At 64.8% G+C, this 17254-nt stretch carries 15 protein-coding genes; 10 read left to right on the forward strand and 5 right to left on the reverse strand.

Annotated features, from left to right (window positions below; genetic code table 11):
- Positions 1-99: 99 nt before the first annotated feature.
- Complete coding sequence (locus tag NKJ23_RS08905; protein ID WP_352680151.1) at positions 100-546, forward strand: FixH family protein; 447 nt, start codon at positions 100-102, stop codon at positions 544-546.
- Positions 547-553: 7 nt separating this feature from the next.
- Positions 554-1753: a cytochrome-c peroxidase gene (locus tag NKJ23_RS08910; protein WP_352680038.1), complete on the forward strand. Its 1200-nt coding sequence runs from the start codon at positions 554-556 to the stop codon at positions 1751-1753.
- 201 nt (positions 1754-1954) lie between these two features.
- On the opposite strand, the gene NKJ23_RS08915 is transcribed toward NKJ23_RS08910, so the two are convergent.
- The gene (locus NKJ23_RS08915; protein ID WP_352680040.1) at positions 1955-2407 is read right to left on the reverse strand and encodes an Lrp/AsnC family transcriptional regulator; all 453 of its coding nucleotides are present in this window, start codon (positions 2405-2407) and stop codon (positions 1955-1957) included.
- Positions 2408-2569: 162 nt separating this feature from the next.
- Between NKJ23_RS08915 and putA the strand changes: the two genes are divergently transcribed.
- Positions 2570-6181: a bifunctional proline dehydrogenase/L-glutamate gamma-semialdehyde dehydrogenase PutA gene (gene putA, locus NKJ23_RS08920; protein WP_352680042.1), complete on the forward strand. Its 3612-nt coding sequence runs from the start codon at positions 2570-2572 to the stop codon at positions 6179-6181.
- A gap of 69 nt (positions 6182-6250) precedes the next feature.
- Here putA and NKJ23_RS08925 read toward each other — a convergent pair whose 3' ends face one another.
- The 3 genes from NKJ23_RS08925 to NKJ23_RS08935 are packed head-to-tail and all read right to left on the reverse strand — an operon-like array spanning position 6251 to position 10221.
- Complete coding sequence (locus NKJ23_RS08925) at positions 6251-7528, reverse strand: TonB family protein (RefSeq protein WP_352680044.1); 1278 nt, start codon at positions 7526-7528, stop codon at positions 6251-6253.
- 48 nt (positions 7529-7576) lie between these two features.
- Positions 7577-8008: a hypothetical protein gene (locus tag NKJ23_RS08930; RefSeq protein ID WP_352680045.1), complete on the reverse strand. Its 432-nt coding sequence runs from the start codon at positions 8006-8008 to the stop codon at positions 7577-7579.
- Between the two features lie 5 nt (positions 8009-8013).
- Positions 8014-10221 carry a TonB-dependent hemoglobin/transferrin/lactoferrin family receptor gene (locus NKJ23_RS08935; protein ID WP_502902513.1) on the reverse strand — a complete coding sequence of 736 codons (2208 nt, stop codon included), beginning with the start codon at positions 10219-10221 and terminating at the stop codon, positions 8014-8016.
- 201 nt (positions 10222-10422) lie between these two features.
- Here NKJ23_RS08935 and hemP point away from each other — a divergent pair, with 201 nt between their 5' ends.
- Genes hemP through NKJ23_RS08960 form a run of 5 tightly spaced genes read left to right on the forward strand, consistent with a single transcriptional unit; the run spans position 10423 to position 14525 of the window.
- Positions 10423-10629, forward strand: a complete 207-nt coding sequence (gene hemP, locus NKJ23_RS08940; RefSeq protein ID WP_352568899.1) for a hemin uptake protein HemP — start codon at positions 10423-10425, stop codon at positions 10627-10629.
- A gap of 9 nt (positions 10630-10638) precedes the next feature.
- On the forward strand, positions 10639-11697 hold the full coding sequence (locus NKJ23_RS08945) for a hemin-degrading factor (RefSeq protein WP_352680049.1): 1059 nt from the start codon (positions 10639-10641) through the stop codon (positions 11695-11697).
- An 11-nt stretch (positions 11698-11708) separates the two neighbouring features.
- Positions 11709-12617, forward strand: coding sequence for a heme/hemin ABC transporter substrate-binding protein (locus tag NKJ23_RS08950; RefSeq protein WP_352680051.1), 909 nt, complete (start codon positions 11709-11711; stop codon positions 12615-12617).
- Positions 12618-12622: 5 nt separating this feature from the next.
- Complete coding sequence (locus NKJ23_RS08955) at positions 12623-13726, forward strand: FecCD family ABC transporter permease (protein ID WP_352680053.1); 1104 nt, start codon at positions 12623-12625, stop codon at positions 13724-13726.
- A 10-nt stretch (positions 13727-13736) separates the two neighbouring features.
- Positions 13737-14525 (forward strand): heme ABC transporter ATP-binding protein, encoded by a 789-nt coding sequence (locus tag NKJ23_RS08960; RefSeq protein ID WP_352680055.1) that lies wholly within the window; start codon positions 13737-13739, stop codon positions 14523-14525.
- Between the two features lie 245 nt (positions 14526-14770).
- Here the strand turns inward: NKJ23_RS08960 and rirA are convergent, their stop codons facing one another.
- Positions 14771-15232, reverse strand: a complete 462-nt coding sequence (rirA, locus tag NKJ23_RS08965) for an iron-responsive transcriptional regulator RirA (RefSeq protein ID WP_023676431.1) — start codon at positions 15230-15232, stop codon at positions 14771-14773.
- A 191-nt stretch (positions 15233-15423) separates the two neighbouring features.
- On the opposite strand from rirA, the gene NKJ23_RS08970 reads away from it, so the two are divergent.
- A complete protein-coding gene (locus NKJ23_RS08970; protein ID WP_352680056.1) occupies positions 15424-16722 on the forward strand; it encodes a DUF445 domain-containing protein in 1299 nt (432 codons plus the stop codon).
- Between the two features lie 83 nt (positions 16723-16805).
- Positions 16806-17234 carry a phasin family protein gene (locus tag NKJ23_RS08975; protein ID WP_352680058.1) on the forward strand — a complete coding sequence of 143 codons (429 nt, stop codon included), beginning with the start codon at positions 16806-16808 and terminating at the stop codon, positions 17232-17234.
- Positions 17235-17254 lie beyond the last annotated feature (20 nt).

Here is a 17254-nt window from a genome sequence, read left to right on the forward strand (position 1 = left end):
ATGCTTGGCGACGACGGATTCTGCACTGGGCGCGATTTCCCACACGGGCGTGGGACGCGATCTGCCCAGCGAAACGTTATCCGCAGAACAGGAATGGGTTTGGCATCGTTATGGCGTTATCTTCTTGGAGGTCTCGGCCTGGCTGCCTTGCTCGCCGGCGTGCTGGCAATCGTCTATCTGACGGCGCCGCGTGCGCCGCAACCAAGCTCGGATGTAGGCCGTTCCAAGACGACGGCGAACAAGCTGTTCGTGGCGACTTTCGAGCCCGAGAAAGGCGTCATGCGGCAGGGCGAACTGGAATCCTGGCTGCTCACGCTCAAAACCGTCGAGGGTGCGCCGGTGGAAGGTGCTGCGATAACGATTTCCGGCGGCATGCCGCAGCACAAGCACGGTCTGCCGACCAGCCCGCAGGCGACCGATTACCTCGGCGCGGGGCGCTATCGCATCGACGGCGTGAAATTCACGATGAGCGGTTGGTGGCAATTGCATTTTGCCATTTCCGCTGCGGCCGGTTCGGACACTGTCGTCTTCAACGTGGTGCTGTGAGCCACTGATGAGCCGGTTTTCCAGTCTTCTCGCGTTGCTGATGGTGGCCGTACTTGCCGGCTGCGGCAGACCGGAGTTTTCCGATGCCGAAAAGCAGACCATCGCCTCGCTGGCCCTGTCCAAGCTGCCGCCGCTGAAGCCCGATACCACCAATCGCTTCGCCGATGTGCCGGCCGCCGCGGCACTCGGCTCGACGCTGTTTTTCGACACCGGGATGAGCGGCGACGGCACGGTATCGTGCTCGACCTGCCACAAGATCGACCGGCAGTTCCAGGACGACCTGCCGCAAGCGGTCGGCGTCGGCCGCACCAACCGTCGTACCATGCCGTTGGCCGGCGTCGCGCATGATCCCTGGTTCTTCTGGGACGGGCGGCGCGACAGCCTGTGGGCGCAAGCGCTGACACCGCTCGAAAATCCGCTGGAGCAGGCCGGCAACCGCGCCGCCTTCGCGCATTACATCAAGGCCCGCTTCGGCGAGCGCTACGAGCGCATCTTCGGTCCGCTGCCGGACCTTTCGGGCGTGCCGGCCAATGCCGGCCCGCTCGGCACCGATGCCGAGAAGGCGGCCTGGAACGCCATGCCCGCCAGCCAAGCCGAGGAGGTCAACCGCGTCTTTGCCAATATCGGCAAGGCGATCGCCGCCTTCGAGCGCTCGATCGCGCCGCCGCAGACACGCTTCGACCGCTTTGCCCTCGACCTGGCTGCGGGCGCCGAGCCGAAAGGCGACGCCGCCTTTTCGCCGGAGGAAATCCTCGGCCTGAAGCTGTTCATCGGCAAGGCCAATTGCGTGACCTGCCACAATGGCCCGCGTTTTACCGACGGCAGCTTCCACAACACCGGCGTGCCGCCGGTCGCGGGCCTGCCGCCGGATCGCGGCCGCGTCGAGGCGGTGGGGCAGGTCGAGGCCGATCCGTTCAACTGTTTCGGCGCCTTTCGCGACGGCGATGCCAGCGCCTGCCGCGAGTTGCGCTTCATGGTCAAGACCGGGCCGGAACTCGTCCGCGCCTACAAGACGCCGTCGCTGCGCGGTGCCGCCACCCGTCCGCCCTACATGCATGCCGGGCAGTTTTCCTCGCTGGACGAGTTGGTGGCGCATTATTCGAAGGCGCCGGCAAGTGTCGAGGGTGTGTCAGAGGTCCACCCGCTGCAGCTTTCGGACCACGAGCGCGCGGCGCTGGTGGCGTTTTTGAAGACACTGGCGGAGTGAAGGCGGCGGGGTAGCGATCCTTCGCGCCCCCCTCTGTCCTGCCGGACATCTCCCCCTCTAGTGGGGAGATTGGCAGCTTCGGCGCGCCGTTCACTCCTGCGACGTTTAGAGATTGGCGAAAGCGGCAGTGACAACCGATCTCCCCCCTGGAGGGGGAGATGTCCGGCAGGACAGAGGGGGGCGCTGTCCCGCCGGCGTTTCCTACCGATCCTTCACCGTCTCCATCGCGACAAACGTCGAGGTCTGGGCTACGTGCGGCAGGGCGGAGATGCGCTCGCCGAGCACGCGGCGGTAGGCGGCGATGTCGGTGGTGCGGACCTTCAGCAGATAGTCAAAGCTCGACGCCATCATGTGGCACTGCTCGATCTCCGGCACCGCCTGCACGGCGCGGTTGAAGGAGTCGAGCGCGGCCGAGCGGGTGTCAGACAGTTTCACCTGGACGAATGCGACATGGCCTTCGCCCATGCGCTCGCGGTCGATGATCGCCTGGTAGCCCCTGATGAAGCCGTCCTTCTCCAGCCGTTTGACTCGTGCCTGCACCGGCGTCTTCGACAGGCCGACTTTCGCCGCCAGTTCCGACATGGAAAGCCGGCCATTGCTGCCCAGAGCCGACAGGATGTTCCTGTCGATCCGGTCCAATTGGTCTTCTGTCACTGGATTCCTGGTCGAATTGGAGGTGATCAGTCCTAATGATAGATCGATCGATCTGTTCTGTCGACTTCTTTGGACCGACTGCAATCCCTACTTATGTTAGCTTGCGCCGTTCGGTCCGGTGACCGCCGGCCCGCTCCCTTATGCTCGCTCTACAGGACCGCCATGCCAGCGCTCGACACCATCCGCCAGCAAATCCGTGCCAATTATTTGCCCGACGAAGACCAGGCGGTGAAGCGGCTGGCCGAGGCGGCCGGGCTGTCCGCGCAAGACCGCAAAGCGATTTCGGCCCGTGCCGCCGATCTGGTGCGCGCGGTGCGCGGCTCGTCCGATCCGCGGCTGATGGAGGTGTTCCTGTCCGCCTACGGCCTCTCGACCAAGGAGGGCGTGGCGCTGATGTGCCTGGCCGAAGCGCTGTTGCGGGTGCCCGACACCGAGACGATGGACGACCTCATCGCCGACAAGATCGCGCCGCACGACTGGTCGGCGCATTCGGGCGGCTCGAGCTCGATCTTCATCAATGCGTCGACCTGGGCGCTGATGCTGACCGGCCGCGTGCTCGACGAAGGCGAGGGCGGCATCGAAGGCACGCTGCGCGCCATGGTGCGCCGGCTCGGCGAGCCGGTCATCCGCAAGGCGGTTGCGGCGGCGATGCGCGAGATGGGCGAGCAGTTCGTGCTCGGCCGCACCATTGCCGAGGCGGTCAGGCGCGGCCGGCCGATGACGCAGAAGGGCTATCTCTATTCCTTCGACATGCTAGGCGAAGCGGCCCGCACCGAGGCCGATGCGCTGCGCTACCTCAAGGCCTATGCCGACGCCATCTCTTCGCTCGATGCCGGCGCCAATGGCCCCGACATCCGCCAGAACCACGGCATTTCGGTCAAGCTTTCGGCGTTGCATCCGCGCTATGAAGCGACGCAGAAGGAGAAAATGCTGCCGGTCATGGCCGAGCGGCTGTTGTCGCTGGCGCTGGCGGCGCGCCATTCGCGCATGGGGCTCAACATCGACGCCGAGGAAGCCGACCGCCTCGATTTGTCGCTCGACGTGATCGAGCGGGTGCTGGCCGAACCGGAGCTTGCCGGCTGGAACGGTTTTGGCGTCGTCGTGCAGGCCTATGGCCCGCGCGCCGCCTTCGTCATCGACTGGCTCTACGAACTGGCGAGGAAATACGACCGCAACATCATGGTGCGGCTGGTCAAGGGCGCCTATTGGGACACCGAGATCAAGCGGGCGCAGACGCTCGGGCTCGACGGCTACCCAGTCTTTACCCGCAAGGCCAACACCGACGTGTCCTACCTGGCCTGCGCGAAGAAGCTGTTGTCGATGACCGACCGCATCTATCCGCAATTCGCCACCCACAACGCCCATACCGTCGCCGCCATTCTGTCGATGACGACGGAGCGCGATACATTCGAGTTCCAGCGGCTGCATGGCATGGGCGAGGCGCTGCATGAGACGGTGCGGCGGACCGAAGGCACGCGCTGCCGCATCTATGCGCCGGTCGGCGCGCATTCCGACCTGCTCGCCTATCTGGTCCGCCGGCTGCTGGAAAACGGCGCCAATTCCTCCTTCGTCCACCAGCTCACCGACGAGGAGGTCGAGCCCGAGGACATCGCCCGCGACCCGCTCGACACGGTGGAGAAACAAGGCCCCGCCGCCAATCCGGCGATCATGCCGCCGTCGGCGATCTTTGGCCCCGGCCGGCGCAATTCCAAGGGCTTCGATATCACCGACACGTCGACGCTGGCGGCGATCGACAAGGCCAGGGCCGAGTTCGCCGGGCCGGAGCGCTGGCACGCCAAGCCGGTCAGCCGCGCTGCCGGCTATGGCAAGCAGCGTCCGGTGGTCAATCCTGCGAAACCTTCGGAAGTGGTCGGCACGGTCAGCGAGGCCGGCGCCAAGCAGGTCGAGACCGCCGTGCGCATCGCGGTGGAGGCACAACCGGCATGGGCAAGACGCCCGGTCGCCGAGCGTGCCGCCATCCTCAACCGGGCGGCCGATCTCTATGAGGCGAACGCCGTCGAGTTCTTTGCGCTGGCCGCCCGCGAGGCCGGCAAGTCGCTCGCCGACGGCGTTGCCGAGGTGCGCGAGGCGGTCGATTTCCTGCGCTACTATGCGGCCGAGGCCGCCAATGCCGAGGCGGGCACCGAGGCGCGCGGCGCCATCGCCTGCATCTCGCCGTGGAATTTTCCGCTCGCCATCTTCACCGGGCAGATCGCGGCGGCACTCGTCACCGGCAATTCGGTGATCGCCAAGCCGGCCGAACAGACGCCGCTGATCGCCTTCCGCGCTGTCCAGCTGCTGCGCGAGGCCGGCGTGCCGGAAGACATCATCCAGCTTCTGCCCGGCGACGGCCCCTCGGTCGGCGGCCCGCTGACCGCCGATCCGCGCATTGCCGGCGTCTGCTTCACCGGCTCGACCGAGGTCGCCAAGCTGATCGAAAAGCAGCTCGCCGACACCGCCGCGCCTGACGCCATGCTGATTGCCGAGACCGGCGGCCTCAACGCCATGATCGTCGATTCCACCGCACTTCCCGAACAGGCGGTGCGCGACATCCTCGCCTCCGCCTTCCAGAGCGCCGGCCAGCGCTGCTCGGCATTGCGCATTCTCTACGTGCAGAAGGACGTCGAAAAGAAGATGCTTGAGATGCTGAAAGGCGCGATGGAAGCGCTCAGCCTCGGCGACCCGTGGCGGATATCGACCGATGTCGGCCCGGTCATCGATGACGAGGCGCAAGCGTCGATCTGTGACTATTGCACCAAAATGGGCCTGCAGGGCCGGCTGATCGCCAAGCTCGAAGCGCCGAAGGACGGCCGCTTCGTTGCGCCGCACGTCTTTCGGGTCAAGGGCATCGAGGAGTTGGAGCGCGAGGTGTTCGGGCCGGTGCTGCATGTCGCCACCTTCGATGCCGACGAGATCGATGCGGTGATCGCTGCGATCAACCGCAAAGGCTATGGCCTGACCTTTGGCCTGCACACCCGCATCGAAGGCCGCGCCCAGCATTTCGTCGATGGCATCCATGCCGGCAACATCTACGTCAACCGCAACCAGATCGGCGCCGTCGTCGGCGCGCAGCCGTTCGGCGGCGAGGGCTTTTCCGGCACCGGGCCGAAGGCCGGCGGCCCACATTATCTCCGGCGCTTCCGCAAGGGGCCGGAAGCCGGCACCCATCTTGCCGAAGGCCGCAAGGTGACGGCGACCGAGCTCGCCGACAATCTGCCGGACCCGGCCTTTGGCGGCTGGTCGACGCGGCCGGATCGCGTCGCCATCCTGAGGAAACATCTGCGCGGCAAGGGTGCCGCGGCTATCGGCACTGCCGCCGGCATCGATTTCGGCCAGGTCGACCTGCCCGGGCCGACCGGCGAGGCCAACACGCTGTCGCTGTCGCCGCGTGGACGCGTGCTGTGCCTCGGTCCCGACGCCGACACGCTGCTTGCCCAGGCCATCCAGGCGCTGGCCGCGGGCAATGCCGTGCTCGCCGTCGCGCCCGGCGCGCCGGCGGCACTTTCATCATTGACCGGCAAGGGCCTGCCGCTCGCGGCCATCGACGGCCGGCCGGACCCGGTCGAAGCGCGCTCGCTGCGCGTCGACGTGGTCGCCTTTTCCGGCACGCCCGAGGCGGCGCGCGTCGTGCGCAAGGTCATCGCCGACCGCGCCGGGCCGATCGTGCCGCTGGTCAGCGAAGTGTATTATCCCGCCGCCTACGCGCATGAGCGCGCCGTCTGCGTCGACACCACTGCGGCGGGCGGCAATGCCAGCCTGCTGGCCGCTGCGTAGGTTTCGCCAGGGTTCGCGTATCGCGGGGCAGGGGCGGCGCCGACTTTGGTATCCGCATGAGGACGATCGTTACCTGATACCGAGCGGCACTTCGAACTGCCAAGCCGAGCGACCGGCTCCTTCCGGAATGGGAGGAAACGGAGAAGCCCGGCGGACTGCGTCGAGCGCGGCTTTGTCCAGCGCGGCAACACCCGAACTGCCCGTCAGCCTGGCCGACCGGACGCTGCCGTTCGAGCCGACGGTAAAGGCAACGGTTGCTGTGCCGGTGGCGCGCGTGCGTGTCGAATTGAAGGCCCGCACCAGTTTTGACCTGATCTTGCCGGGATAGTTCGTGACGGCTGCATTGCCGATGCCTGATTTGCCGCCCCTGCTGGCGGTCAGGATCTTGCCGTCCTTCTTGCCGTCGGCCATGCCGCGCGCGACATCCGTTTCGTCACGGCCGCCGGAGCCGGTCTTTTTCTTCTTGGAATCGGCTTTCGCAAGTGCCTTGCTCGCCTTCCTGCGCAGGGCCGGCTTTTCAGGCTCGTTTGGTTCGACCTTCCTGGCCGGCTTGTTCTTTGCGGTTGCCTTCTTCGGCTGCCTGGGCTCCGGCCTGTCCGGCTTCGGTTCTTCCGCCGCGCCGACTGTCTCGGCTGTCTGAACCGTTTCGGCCGGCGCCGGGTCGGTTGGTGCCGGCGAACTCGTCTCGGCAGGCTCGGCCGTTTCGACCGCACTGACTGGCGGCGGCACGGCATTATCGTCGGCAGACACCAGTCTGTCGGTCGCAAGAACGTCGGGCGATGGGTCCTGGCGCGCCGGCTGCGCAGGTGCTGGTTCGGTGCGATCGGCAGGCGCAGCAGTTTCCGTGGCGGCCTCGTTGACCGGCTCAACCACTTCTTTGTCCGATGTCTCCGCCGCATCGGTGACCGGCTGGAGCGTCTCCTCTGCCGCGGCCGCCTGCGCCTCGACCGTTTCGACGGGCTTGGCGTCCAGCATGGTCACCATCGTCACGTTGGCCACTTCCGGATCGTCTCCGACATCGCCGGCCGCCTGCTGCGGGTCGGCGCCGAGCAGCATTTCGCCTTGCTGGTCGGCACCTTCGATCCTTGGCCGGTCGTCCGGCAGCGTGAGAAAGGCCAGCGCCACGGCTACGTGGAATGCGCAAGAGCAGGCGATCGCCACCGTCCAGTTGCGGCGCCGCTGCATCTGTCGCGTCTGCCGCAATGGCTCCGCAGGCACCGTCGGCAATTCGCCGTCGGCAGCGGCGATGTAAGTGTCTTCCGGCCTGTCGCGCGGCGAAACAAGCAGCGCCCCGCGCGGGATGGCGAAATCCGGATCGTCCGGTTCCGGCGGCAGGAAACCGGCCAATGGCCACGCGACGGGGTTTCGTGCGAATGCGGGTTCCGGTCCCAAAATTCAGACCCCGAAGGCGATGCCGGTCCTGGTCTGCGTCTTCAGCCCGCGCATGCAGGCATTCGGCTCGGCGCCGGCGCATTCCGTGGCGCTGTTGATCAACACGCGGCTGACCTTGCCGCAATCCGTGCCGGCAAGATCGAAACGCGTCACCTTGGTCTTGCCTGCCGGCAGATCCTTGAAGTCGAGCACGGTCAGCCGGTCGGCGACGCCGGCCTCGTTGAACAGCGCGATCTCGAACGCCGCCTTGGAAAGACCGGCGCCGAGATTGTTGGTGACGACGAAGGTCAGGCGGCAGCCCTTGTCGGAGGGCTGCGCGCCGTTCAGCTCGAGGATCAGCGCCGGTGCTTGCTGTTGTGTCCACGCCGGAGCCGCAACAAGCGACATTGCCAGCGCCGCGGCGAACAGACGAAGGGATGCCGTGATGCCTGTCATTGTCGTCAGCCTCCAAACCTCATCGTCGCCGCCAGCTTCAGGGTGACGCCGGGCTCGTAGACGACGCTCGTCGTCGATGCGTTCAGCGGGTTGGCGTATTTGACGTCGAACAGATTGTCGGCGCGGAAATCGACCTTGAAATTGTCGGTCGCCTGGTAGCTGGCGAAGGCATTGACCAGCGTGTAGTCGCTGGCCACCGGGTTGCCCTGCGGCTTGCCGTTGTATTGCACCTCGCCGCCGATGGTCAGCCTGTCCTCGAGGAAGCGAAAGCCGAGTTGCCCGGTGATCTGTGAGGAGGGGACGGTGACAAGGTCCGCCCGTTCGCCTTCATAGGAAATCGTGTGGCCGTCGGTGACCGACGCCGACAGCCCGGCAAAGCCCCAGGCGGCGTCATAGACGCCCTCCATCTCGAAGCCGTGGATCCTGGCCTTGGCGAAATTTTGATACTGGAAGCAGATCGGGATGCCCGGGCCGAATGGGCAGCCGCTGGTCGGGTCGAACGGCGACAACGTCACGCCGTCGATGTAATCGTCGACGTTGTTGTTGAAATAGGCCGCCTTCAGCCGCAGCGCGTCATCAGCCTCGATGACGCCATTGGTGCTGTAATTGACGCCAAACTCCACGGTCTTGCCGATTTCAGGCTTCAAATTCGGATTGGGGAGAAACGGGAAGCTGACGCCTGACGGATGATTGCCGCTGATCAGCGTCTCCGACAGCGACGGAGAACGGTAGCCCTCCGCATAGGTGCCGTAGAATTGCAGCCCGGAAAGGCCGGTGGTTTCGAAGGGCGAAACGCCCACTGTGATGCGTGGCGACAGCCGGTTGCCAGAGGTTTCGCCGACATCGCTGTCGAGCTTGTAGCTGTCATAACGCAGCCCGGCGATGACCTCGAGCCAGTCCCAGGTGAGCTTCTCCTGGACGTAGGCGCCGGAGACGTTCCTGTTGCCCGATGGCGTGTAGAAACTGTCGCCGCCCGCCGCGCCGCCTGTCTCGACATCGTCGCCGATCCAGTCGCCGCCATAGGTCAGCTCATGCGCGATTCCAACGGTCTCGAATCTCGACGTGTTCCAAATGTCGATGCCGGAGGTGCCGATGTCGAACGTCGATTTCGAACCCGCCGGCAAAACCACGGGCAGACCGGTGACCGGATCAAACCGGTTTTGCGCGACAAGGGTCGTCAGATCGAGCTTGGTCTTGTTGTAAGAGGCATTAATGTGGAGGTCGAGCCAGCTCTTGTCTTCGTCGGTGATGTTGTAGCGGGCCGTGAAGGTATTCGCCTTCAGGTCGGCGTCGTTCACCGGCGCGCTGCCGCTGGTCTCGGTCCATCCGTCGTTCGAGCCGATCCAGCCCAGCTTCAGCTCGCTGTTTTCGCTGGGGCGGATGGTCGTCTTGAGGAGGCCGCTCAAGACGTCGAAGCCGGTGCCCACTACAGTGTCGCCGCCGCCATGCTTGTAGTCGTCATAGTCGCGGTAGACGATATTGCCGAGCACGTCCCAGTTCTCGTTGATCCGATAGGCGCCGGTGGCGCTGGTGGTCCAGCCTTCGCCGTTGGTTTCGTAGCGCCCGGTCGCGGATGCCGCCCAGGTCTCGTCCGGCTTGAGGAAATCCTGCGCATCCTTGGTGTCGAAAAATACGACGCCGCCGATCGCCCCGGAGCCATAGGTGTTGGCGACCGGGCCGCGGATCACATCGACGGATTTGATCAATTCGGGATCGATGTAGAAGGTCGATTGCGTGCCATGATCCGAGCGCTGGAAATTCTGGCGGGCGCCGTCGACAATGACGGAGACGCGGCCGAAATCCTGCAGGCCGCGGATGTTGATGCTGGAACTGACACGCCTTGCGTCGGCCTGGACGGCGACACCCGGCACACCGAACAGCATTTCGTTGGGCGTCGTCGCCATGCGGCGCTCGAGCTGTTCCTCGTCGACATGGCTGGCTGAAGCAAGCGACTCGATCGCCGTCTCGCCGGTACGGCTGAGGATCAGGATCTTGTCGAGCAGTGTGGTAGGGGCCGGCTTTACGTTTTCGGGCTGTTGAGACGGGTCAGTCTGCTGCTGGTGGGCTGCCGGTTGGGCGGCCTGCTGGGCGCCGGCCGGTGTGGCGAGCAGCGGGATCGCCGCCGTGCCGGCCAGCAACGCGGCCATTTTGCTTGTCATAGAACAGTGTGTCAGGCCGCTGCCCGCCAGCCGTCCCCAATTCGCCAACCCCATGCTGCAGCTCCAAGAATCCATGTTCGATGCTGGCTGGCTTGGGGCTCGCTGGCATTTTTCACCGTGTCCGGCGTCTTAAATGTTGACTCATTTACTCCGGTATTGCACTGCTAGATAACATGATCATTCGAGTCAAGAATTGAATCGGCATTTCACGCAGGCGCCGAGCCAGATGCGCGGCCTAGGAAAGGGATCGAACCAATGAACACACACAATCCCAGCGACTTTCGCTATCGCGTCCGCCGTTCCGACGAAAATTCCGCCCGTTTCGACAGGGTCCAATCGGCCGTGAGAACGCTGTCCAGCAACACGCTGTTCCAGGGCGAGCACGAGATCGGCATCGAGCATCATGGTGCGCTGTACCGGCTGAAGATCACCCGGCAGGGCAAGCTCATCCTCAACAAGTAGGTGGCAGAAATGGACCAGCGCGTAAAACCCGCCCCGCACGAGATCCGGCGGGCACGGGCAGACAATCCGAAAATGCGCGAGCGCGACCAAGCCGCCCAGCTCGGGATTTCGGAGGCCGAACTGGTCGCCGCGCATTGCGGCGACGGGGTCGTGCGCGTCGAGCCGCGTGTCAACGACCTTTTGACTGGCCTCGAAGCTGTCGGTGAGGTGATGGCGCTGACCCGCAACGAAAGCGCGGTGCACGAGAAGATCGGCGTCTACGACAAGGTCGTCACCGGCAATCACAATGCCATGGTGCTCGGCGAGAATATCGACCTGCGTATTTTCCCAAAAGTCTGGGCGCACGGCTTTGCCGTGGAAAAGCGCGACGGCGCCGACATCCGCCGCAGCCTGCAGTTCTTCGATACCGCAGGCGAGGCGGTACACAAGGTGCATCTCAGGCCAGCCTCCAACCTTTACGCCTATCAGAAACTGGTGGCCGGGCTGGAATCGCCGAACCAGGAGCCGACGGTGGCGATTTCAGCGGGCACCACCGATGAGACCGAGACTGCGGACAACCCGGCGAGCATCGACGATCTGCGCGACCGCTGGAGCCAGCTGACCGACGTGCACCAGTTCTTCGGCATGCTGAAGACACTGAAGATCAGCCGCCGACAGGCGGTGCGCATGGTCGGCCAGGACTACGCCTGGCTGGTCGACAAGGATGCAGTGAACGCCATGTTCAACCACGCCGCTGCCGGCGCCATGCCGATCATGTGCTTTGTCGGCAATCGCGGCTGCATCCAGATCCATTCCGGCCCCGTCGCCTCGATCAAGCCGATGGGACCATGGCTCAACGTGCTCGACGAGACCTTCCATCTGCACCTGCGGACCGACCACATCGATGAGGTCTGGGCCGTGCGCAAGCCGACCAGGGACGGCCATGTCACGTCGCTCGAAGTCTATGGCGCCGACGGCAAGATGATCATCCAGTTCTTCGGTAAGCGGCATGAAGGCGAAGGCGAGCGCGAAGACTGGCGCTTTCTGGCCGAAAACCTGCCGCGTATCCCAAGCCCGACCGCAGCCTGAGGAAAGCGACGATGGTTGTTGTCTCCAGGCTGGCATCGGTCTCCAGGTCGGCGCTTGGTCCTGCGGCCGCCGTTTTCCTGGCGTTCGCCGCGCTGATGACGGCTCAAGCCGCCGAGGGCATCGCGACTTTCGCCGATCGCTCGAGGATCGTGGCCATCGGCGGCTCGATCACGGAGATCGTCTACGCGCTCGGTGAACAGGATCGCCTTGTCGCACGCGATTCGACCAGCCGATATCCGCAAGCGGCGGTGGAACTGCCGGATGTCGGCTACATGCGCCAGCTGTCGCCGGAGGGTGTGCTGTCGGTCAATCCGTCGGGCATATTGGCCCTGCACGGCAGCGGACCGAAGGAAGCCGTCGACGTCTTGAAGAAATCAAGCATCCCGTTCGTCGAGGTGCCCGAGCGCTATGATAATCAAGGCATTCTCGATAAGATCCACATCGTCGGCAAGGCGCTCGGCACCGAGGCCAAGGCCGATGCGCTGGCGGTCCAGATCGACGCCAAGCTGAAGGCAGCCGAAAAGCAGACCGCCTCGATCAAGGATCGCAAGCGCATCCTGTTCGTGCTGTCGATGCAGGGCGGCAAGCTGCTTGCCGCCGGCAGCGACACCGCCGCCGACGGCATCATCAAGCTTTCGGGCGGCATCAACGCCATCGACGGCATTGCCGGCTACAAGCAATTGTCGGACGAGGCCGTCATCACCGCCAGGCCCGACGTGATCCTGATGATGAACAATGCCGGACCGGCCACCGCGGATGACGAATTGTTTTCGAACCCTGCCGTGGCTTCGACGCCGGCGGGTGCCGCCCGCAAGCTGATCCGCATGGACGGCGGCTATCTGCTCGGCTTCGGCCCGCGCACGGCCGACGCCATCCACGACCTCGCCGTCTCGCTCTATGGCGGCCAGGTCACGGATTGAGCGCGATGGCCGATCATTCGATCGCCGGTGCGGCGGGCATCATGGCGACGGCAGCCGAGGGTGACCGTTCGCGGCGCGCCCGCCTCGTCATCGTGCTGCTCTGCGTCGGGCTGGCTATCGCCGCGCTGTTGTCTCTGACCTCCGGCGCATCCGATGCCTCGGCCATCGGCGTCATGCATGACTGGCTGTTCGGCGCGTTGCCCGGCGACGCGGCATTGAGCGCCCGCGACCATCTGATCATCCATGACATCCGTCTGCCGCGCGTCATTCTGGGCGTACTGGTCGGCGCATCGCTTGCCGTCTCCGGTGCCGTCATGCAGGGGCTGTTCCGCAATCCGCTGGCCGACCCCGGCCTGATCGGCGTTTCGGCCGGATCGAGCCTCGGTGCGGTCGCCGTCATCGTGCTTGGCTCGACCATGCTGGCGCCGCTGACTTCGGCGCTCGGCACGATGGCTTTGCCGCTGGCTGCATTCTGCGGCGGGCTGGCGACGACATTGCTGCTCTATCAGGTCGCGACACGGCAAGGCCGGACCTCGGTCGCCACCATGCTGCTCGCCGGCATCGCGCTGGCAGCACTCGCCATGGCGCTGACCGGCATCCTGATCTTCATGGCCGACGACCGGCAATTGCGCGACCTGACCTTTTGGCAGCTCGGCTCGCTGGGCGGCGCAACCTGGCAGAAGATCGGCTCCGTCGGGCCTGTCATCGTCCTGGCGCTGGCGGCAATGCCGTTCCTGGTGCGCGGCCTGAACGCGCTGGCGCTTGGCGAGGCCACGGCCGGCCATCTCGGCATCCCGGTGCAGCGGCTGAAATACACCGCGATTGTCGGCGTCTCGGCAGCGGTCGGCGCGTCGGTCGCCGTCAGCGGCGGCATCGGTTTCGTCGGCATCGTCGTGCCGCATCTGCTGCGTCTGCTGATCGGCCCCGATAACCGTTATTTGCTGCCGGCATCGGCCCTGCTCGGCGCCGCGCTGCTGCTGTTGGCCGACGCCGTCGCCCGCACCATCGTCGCGCCGGCCGAATTGCCGATCGGCATCGTCACCGCGGTCGCCGGTGCGCCGTTCTTCCTGTGGATCCTGCTGCGCAAGCGCGGCGTCATCGACTTGTGAGAGTTTGCCTATGATCAAAGCGCGCGATGTCTCGGTGGCGATCGGCGGCAAGCGCATCGTCGCCAACGTCGATTTCGAGGCGCGGCCGGGCGAAGTCGCGGCCATCGTCGGCCCCAACGGTTCGGGCAAGACGACCTTCCTCAGAGCACTGTCCGGCGATCTTGGCTATTCGGGAGAGGTCACCGTCAACGGCCGCAATCTATCGGCGATGAAGCCGATCGAAGCGGCGACGCTGCGCGCCGTGCTGCCGCAGGCGACGACGCTGTCCTTCCCGTTCACCGTGCGTGAGATCGTCAGGCTAGGCCTGGTCGGCGGGCGTTCCGGCGCGCTGCCCGGCGAGGACCAGCGCCTGCCCGAACGGGCGCTGGCTCGCGTCGACCTCGACGGTTTTGCCGGCCGTTTCTACCAGGAGCTGTCCGGCGGCGAACAGCAGCGCGTACAGCTTGCCCGCGTGCTCTGCCAGGTGTGGGCGCCGGTGCTCGACGGCAAGCCGCGCTATTTGTTCCTCGACGAGCCGGTGTCCAGCCTCGACATCAAGCACCAGCTGATCATCATGGACATCGCGCGTGATTTCGCCAGACGCGGAGGCGGCGTGTTCGCCATCCTGCACGACCTCAATTTGACGGCAATGTATGCCGACCGGATTTTCGTCATGCATCGCGGCAGGCTCGCCGCTACAGGTTCGCCGCAACAGGTGCTCAGCGACGAGCTGATCGAAAAGGTCTTCGATTGCCGGCTGAAGGTCGGCGTGTTGCCGGCGGCAAACATGCCGTTCGTATTGCCGCAGTCGGTCTGTTGATATTCAGGTGATGCCGGCCTGCAAATGGCGGTTTCCTGCGCTTCCGGCCTTCGCCGGCCGAAGCATTCATGAGAGGTGCGGCAGTTAAGGCTATGGCCGGCGCAGGCCGGTACTCACGTACCCAAACGTACGCTCCGTTCCGGTTCTCGGAACCCACCATTTTGGTCGCTTCGCGCCCGTCTTCGACTCCGGCTCGGCCTGACCTGAATCTCAACAGACCTCACCAACTGAGATGCGACCAGAAATCAGGCGGCCGGCGCCCTTTGCACCAGCATGTCGATGCCGAGCAGGTGCCGCACATTCGGGCGCGCCGCCACCAGATCGGCGATCGTGTAGCGCGACAGCACGGCGAAGAAGGCGTTGAGCGCTTCGCGCAATGCCGAATTCAGCGCGCAGCTGTCAACCAGCGGACATTCGGCGGCGTCGTTCTCGAAGCACTCGGCCATGGCAAAGCTTTCCTCCGTTACCCGTACGACATCGAACAGGCTGATTGATTCGGCCGCGCGGCCGAGCCTGACGCCGCCATTCCTGCCGCGCACCGTTTCGATCAGGCCGTTTTCGACCAGCGGCTGCAGGATCTTGAACAGGAAAAGTTCCGATACCGAATAGGCGGCGGCGATCTCGGGGATGCGGCTCAACCGCTCGGTGTTGGCGGCGCAATACATCAGAATGCGCATGGCGTAGTTGGTCTGACGGGTAAGCCGCATTGTGTCCTCACATAACAGTGGTTGGCGTCAATATGGCCTATAGTTTGGAACAATTCCAGACTGGCGCTGCATAATAGATGAATTCCGGCGTCAAGTTTGCGTGCACGATTGCGCGCACCGGAACCAGCGGCGCGCTTTCTGGGGCAGGCGACACTAGATAAGTTCGCATACACGATCAGGAGCGGCCCATCATGTCACGACCAGCCCCGGCATTTGCATCCGTCGCGTCCGTCCGGTTCGACGCCGATGCCAAGCTTTCGGCGCTCAGGCGCACCAAGTTCGTCGCCGCCGCAGCACTTGCGTTTTGCGTGCTGGTCTTTGCGGTGGCGAAATCGCTCGAGAGCCGGCATGCGTGGTTGGGCTTCGTCGCCGCTTTCGCCGAGGCGGCGACGATCGGCGGCCTGGCGGACTGGTATGCGGTGGTGGCACTGTTTCGGCGGCCACTTGGCCTGCCGATCCCGCATACGGCCATCATCCCGGAAAACCAGAATCGCATCGCCGACAATCTCGGCCGCTTCATCGAGGTGAATTTCCTGGCGCCGGAACCGGTGCGCGAAAAGCTCGCCGAGGTCGATTTTTCCGCGCTGGTCGCGGACTGGCTGGCCGACCCGAACCGCGCCGCCGATTTGTCGCGCTTCGTCGGCCGGCTGGTGCCGCAGACGCTGGCGGCGGTCGAGCAATCCGGACTGCGCGGCTTCGTCACCAGCCGTATGCTGGAGCAGATCGAAAAGGTGCCGCTGGCGCCGCTCGCCGCCGAGCTGCTGTCGGCGCTGACTGACGATCGCCGCCACCAGAAATTATTCGACGAGTTCACCAAGGTGGTCGGCCGCTTCCTGAGCGACGAGCAGGCGCTGGCGACGATGCGCGAGAAGATCCGCGAGGAACTGCCGTCGCTGTTCAACCTGTTTCGCGCCGACGCCTATCTGTTGAAGAAGATCATTGCGTCGGCCGACTCGCTGCTCGATGAGGTGCGGGCCGATCCGCACCATCCGATGCGAGCCGAATTCGACCTTTTCGTCGAAACCTTCGTCAAGCGGTTGAGGACATCCAAACAATATGCCAGGCGCGCCGAAAAGCTGAAGCGCGATTTCCTTGCCCGGCCAGAGCTCAGCGCGCTGGCCGGCGATATGTGGGACAGCCTGCGGCTGTTCATCGAACAGGACGCCAAGGCGCCGAATTCGATGATCCGCGACCATCTCGCCACCATGTTCGTCGAGGTCGGCCGCCATCTTGCCGACGACGCGCAGATCAGGGCCGACATGAACCAGGGGTTCATCGTGGCGCTGGCGTCCTTCGTCGAAAGCCAGAAGAGCGGCGTGTCGAAGTTCATCGCCGACCAGGTCAAGCGCTGGGACCTCGCGCAACTGACAAGGCTTATCGAAATGAACATCGGCAAGGACCTGCAATATATCCGCTTCAACGGCATGATCATCGGTGGCCTTGCCGGGCTCGTGCTCTACACTGCCGAACGGCTGTTTCTTGTCGGCTGACTCGTCCGAATGGACCGCTGAGCTTCGCTGCACTATCTTCCGTGCATTGGCGGGGTTCACGGCAACAGGGGGAGAGAACCAGCATGGCAAAACGACCGGAGTCCGAGTCCTTCATCGACATGTTCGGCAAATTCGGCCGCGACCTGAAGCTGCCGAATGTCGATGTCGAGGCGATCCTCGCCCACCACGCTAAGAACCTGGAAGCGCTGGAGAAGTCGGCACGGGCGAGCGCCGCTGGAGCCTCGGCGCTGTTGTCAAGGCAACGCGAGATGCTGCAGGACACGCTGCGCGGAATCACCGACATGGCACAAAGCTACAGAGCGCCCGGCAATCCGCAGGAAATGATGCAGAAGCAGGCGGCGTTCGCCAGGAAATCCTTCGAGACCGCGCTGAAGAATGCCGGCGAGATGGCCGAACTGGCGAGGGCGTCCGGCACCGAATCGATCGAAATCCTGCGCAGCCGCATCAAGGAGGCGATGGAGGAGATCCGCGCCGGCCACGACAAGAGGTAGCTCTTCCCCGGCAGCACACT

The organism is Mesorhizobium sp. M0184 (genome assembly GCF_040322215.1).
Taxonomy (GTDB): Bacteria; Pseudomonadota; Alphaproteobacteria; order Rhizobiales; family Rhizobiaceae; genus Mesorhizobium.